The 3430-nt window shown below is 65.2% G+C and carries 6 protein-coding genes; 4 read left to right on the top strand and 2 right to left on the bottom strand.

Features of this window, described 5'->3' with window-relative positions; genetic code table 11:
- The first annotated feature begins 139 nt into the window (after positions 1-139).
- Entirely contained in the window at positions 140-1120 is a 981-nt protein-coding gene (locus ACFSKW_RS54870) for a tyrosine-type recombinase/integrase (protein ID WP_379583894.1), read from the top strand.
- 104 nt (positions 1121-1224) lie between these two features.
- On the opposite strand, the gene ACFSKW_RS54865 is transcribed toward ACFSKW_RS54870, so the two are convergent.
- Positions 1225-1446, bottom strand: coding sequence for a hypothetical protein (locus ACFSKW_RS54865; protein WP_379583892.1), 222 nt, complete (start codon positions 1444-1446; stop codon positions 1225-1227).
- 191 nt (positions 1447-1637) lie between these two features.
- Positions 1638-2135, bottom strand: coding sequence for a helix-turn-helix domain-containing protein (locus ACFSKW_RS54860; protein WP_379583890.1), 498 nt, complete (start codon positions 2133-2135; stop codon positions 1638-1640).
- A 169-nt stretch (positions 2136-2304) separates the two neighbouring features.
- Between ACFSKW_RS54860 and ACFSKW_RS54855 the strand changes: the two genes are divergently transcribed.
- The 3 genes from ACFSKW_RS54855 to ACFSKW_RS54845 all read left to right on the top strand — a co-directional run bounded on the left by ACFSKW_RS54855 (position 2305) and on the right by ACFSKW_RS54845 (position 3406).
- Positions 2305-2523 carry a helix-turn-helix domain-containing protein gene (locus ACFSKW_RS54855; RefSeq protein WP_379583888.1) on the top strand — a complete coding sequence of 73 codons (219 nt, stop codon included), beginning with the start codon at positions 2305-2307 and terminating at the stop codon, positions 2521-2523.
- The gene (locus ACFSKW_RS54850) at positions 2523-2816 is read left to right on the top strand and encodes a hypothetical protein (protein WP_379583886.1); all 294 of its coding nucleotides are present in this window, start codon (positions 2523-2525) and stop codon (positions 2814-2816) included. Before ACFSKW_RS54855 ends, ACFSKW_RS54850 begins: the two co-directional genes overlap by 1 nt.
- A gap of 92 nt (positions 2817-2908) precedes the next feature.
- On the top strand, positions 2909-3406 hold the full coding sequence (locus ACFSKW_RS54845) for a hypothetical protein (RefSeq protein WP_379583884.1): 498 nt from the start codon (positions 2909-2911) through the stop codon (positions 3404-3406).
- Positions 3407-3430 lie beyond the last annotated feature (24 nt).

Here is a 3430-nt window from a genome sequence, read left to right as displayed (position 1 = left end):
CTGGTAGCGGACTTGCCTCCCATTCCAGAACCGGGTCAACAACGCATTGATCGGCGTGAACACAGGTGATGGCCCAAATAATCGCCCTCACTCGTCTCGCCCGAAGTTTGACCTTCTCCCCCACGCAGGAGGCACCGGCATGTCCGAAAACAACGTCATCCACCTCGCCCCCCGCACACGCCGCAGCACCCGCTCCAAGCGGAAGCCGCAGCCGCCAGCGGGAACACCGCTGAACGCGCTCATCAGCTCCTGGGAGCTCGCGCTTAGGTCCGCGAACAAGCAGCCGATCACCATCAAGCTCTACCTGCGCACCGCCCGCCTCTTCGCCGCCTTCCTCGAGGAGAGAGAGCTGCCCAGCGACGCCGAAGGGGTGACCGCGGACGAGGTGCGGGCCTTCCTGGTTCACGAGCGGGAGCGTGCCGGCCTTTCCACCTCGGCCTCACATCACGCCTACCTCGGCGTTTTTTTCAACTGGCTCATCGCCGAGGAGGAGCGCAGCACCTTCTCCCCCGTGCTGAAGGCCGACCGGCCACAGCTGAAGCGCAAGGCGCGCGAGTACCTCACCCTCGCGGAGCTGGGGGCGCTGCTGGACGTCTGCAAGGGATCCGACTTCGCCTCCCGGCGGGACACCGCGATCATCCGCATCTTCATCGACAACGGCATGCGGGTCGGCGGCCTCAGCGGGCTCCACCTGGACGACGTCGACTTGCGCAACCGGCGCCTGCGGATCCGGTTGAAGGGCGGCGATGAGCACTGGGCGCCGATCGGCGCGAAGACAGCTCAGGCGATCGACCGGTACCTGCGAGTGCGCGCCCGTCTGGCTGTGGCTGGGTTGCCTTGGCTGTGGCTGGGGATCAAGAGCGGACGGCATCTCACGAAGTCGGGCGTTCAGGAGATGCTGGAGCGGCGCGGCGCCCAGGCCGGCGTGGAGAACGTGCATCCGCACCGGTTCCGCGGCACGTCGGCTCATGAGCAGCTGGCGGCGGGTGCTCCCCCGGATGTGGTGCGCCGGGTGCTGGGGTGGAAGTCGGAGGCGATGCTTCGGCACTACACCGAGGAGCTGGCGGAGGAGCGGGCGCGGGAGGCTCATGCGCAGTTCTCGCCGAGTGATCGGCTGTAGACGCGAAGAAGCCCGGATCCTCCACCGACAGGGTCCGGGCGTTCCGCAGTGTGTTCAGGTGTTGTCGCAGCGCACATCGTCACCTGCGCGCTGCGTGGCCTTCGCTATCTCCGTTGATCGTCCTGGCCGTGCCGGTATCCGATGCGGTATTCGATGCCCTGCCTGTGAAGGAGCCAGGCGATCGTGACCGTGATCGCGATTCCGACGAGCAGCAGCTGGCCCGCGTCATAATCGCCGAGGTGGGGCCACTGGGGGATGGCGGCCACGTAGGCGACGTTGATGACCCAGAGGAGGGTCGCTGCGGCGGGCAGCAGCATGTGACGCATTGAGGGGCCCCCTAGTCGTGCTCGTGCTCGGTACTGCTGTACATGGCGTGCTTTTGTGCCCTTTCCGAAATGGTGCACCTTGTTGCACGCACAGGAGATCACACGAGTTGACACGAGTTGAAGGGTTTCCCCTAAGTATCATGAAACTAACTCACCGTGTAACACCATTACTACAGGTAGTAACGGTAAAGTCACGATAAGTCCGTTTCTTCTGCCTCAGAACGGACAAGTTCCGCAAATCGCCTATTAGCCTCCTCAGTCTCACGTGCCACACTCTCGGCAATTCGGGCAAGTCTCTCCCTCTCCGACTCCCGGAACTGCTCGAGCAGGCGCCGGCGCCGCGGTGACAATCGCGCCAGCAACTCGTCGGTGTCAGCATCGCCCTCCACGTTCACGATGCTGACGACTGATTGAGGAGCCGTGATGGCGTCCTCCGGAGACCGCACATTTGGGGCTCCGACCAGGCCAGCAAGAGCTAGCGCTTCCTGTCGGGGGATCCCCAGCGTGTCGGCCAATTTGTTAACGGTCTCAGGTAGTGGTGATCTTTTCGACGTCTTCAGCCTTGAGACGGTCGAGCGGTCCACCCCTGAGCGTTCCTGCAGCTCAACGGTGGTCCAACCGCGATTGTTGCGCTCGCTCTCGACCCGCTCCCAAAGGCGACGTGCGGGGGGAAGTCCGCTCTCGCTCATGTTGCAAGTTGTAGCACAGCTATGTGTACGAGTTGCGGTTCGTACGCCAAAGCGCCCCACCCGGATATAGGACTGTGGCGACATGGTGCACCTTGTTGCGAGATGCGTGGCGCGTGTTGTAGCGTCTTGTTGCACGAAAGCGCAAGCTGCAACAACACCGGAAGGTGCCATGTCCCCCGAGAACCGCTACCTCACCATCCAGCAGGCATGCGAGAAGCTCAACCGCTCGCGCTGGACGGTCTACCGCCTCATCGAGGCCGGCGACCTCGTCGCCGAGAAGAAGGGCACCGCGCGCAACGCCCCGGTTTTCATCACCGAGGACAGCGTCAACGCCTACTGCGACGCCAACCGGCTGCCGCTGGCCGAGCCTGTCGGGGCGAAGGCCTGATGGCCGCCGACCCGCGCACCTCGGCGCTGCGTTCGATCGCGGCCGACATCTCCTGGGCTCGGACCCCGAACCGCAGCGAGCGGACGGAGGCGGCCCGGAAGGCGTCGCCCAAGTCGCTCGACTACTGGATCGCCAAGACCCGTGACGAGGGCATCGTCCGCCCCGAGGACATCCTCGCGGCCGCGCAGAACGCCTACCGCGCGCACATGCGCGAGATGTCGCTGAAGGCCGCCGCGACCCGCCGCGCCAACGCCGAGCTGCAGCGCAAGCCTGCGCTGCGCCGCACCGCATAGCGAATCCACCAGAACGCGGCGAGGCCCAGCCGTGCCGGGCCAGGCCTCGCAGACACGCAATCCCCCATCAGGAGAAAGGGACTACGAGTCTCATGACCATCATCCCCCAGCTCGCCCCCAGCGAGATCCGCTACGCCATTCACATCTGGCGCGGCGAGGCGAAGATCGGCTCCACCGTGCCGACGACCGACCAGGCCGAGGCGCGCGAAACCTTCCACGCCATGCGTGCCGCCTACCCCGACTCCGTCCTCGTCGTGCAGAACCCCGACGACGGCGAGTACTACCCGGTCTCCGACGAGATGCTTGACCGGCTCGCCCGCCAGAGGAGCGCGATGGTGCTGGCCGACCTCATCGGCAAAGCCCCGGGACACATCAACTGGAGCCTGCTTTCCTTCGAGCCGAACAAGCTGTCCGGCAACACCTTCACCCGCGACACCGTCGACGAGTTCGCCGCCTTCCTCAAGGTGGACGTCGTTGAGGAGACGTCGGGCAAGCACGTGACAGCGCGTGCGTCGGGCTCCTACTGCGGCATCAACGTCGACATCTTCTGCGTCACCCGGATCGCCGAGCCGGCCACGGTGGCCGTCTGATGACCGCCACCAACGCGCTCGCTG

The sequence above is a fragment of the Nonomuraea mangrovi genome, assembly GCF_042681425.1.
GTDB classification, from domain to species: Bacteria; Actinomycetota; Actinomycetes; order Streptosporangiales; family Streptosporangiaceae; genus Nonomuraea; species Nonomuraea mangrovi.
Note: the sequence above shows the minus strand (reverse complement) of the source record. Positions and strands in the feature narration are given on the sequence as shown.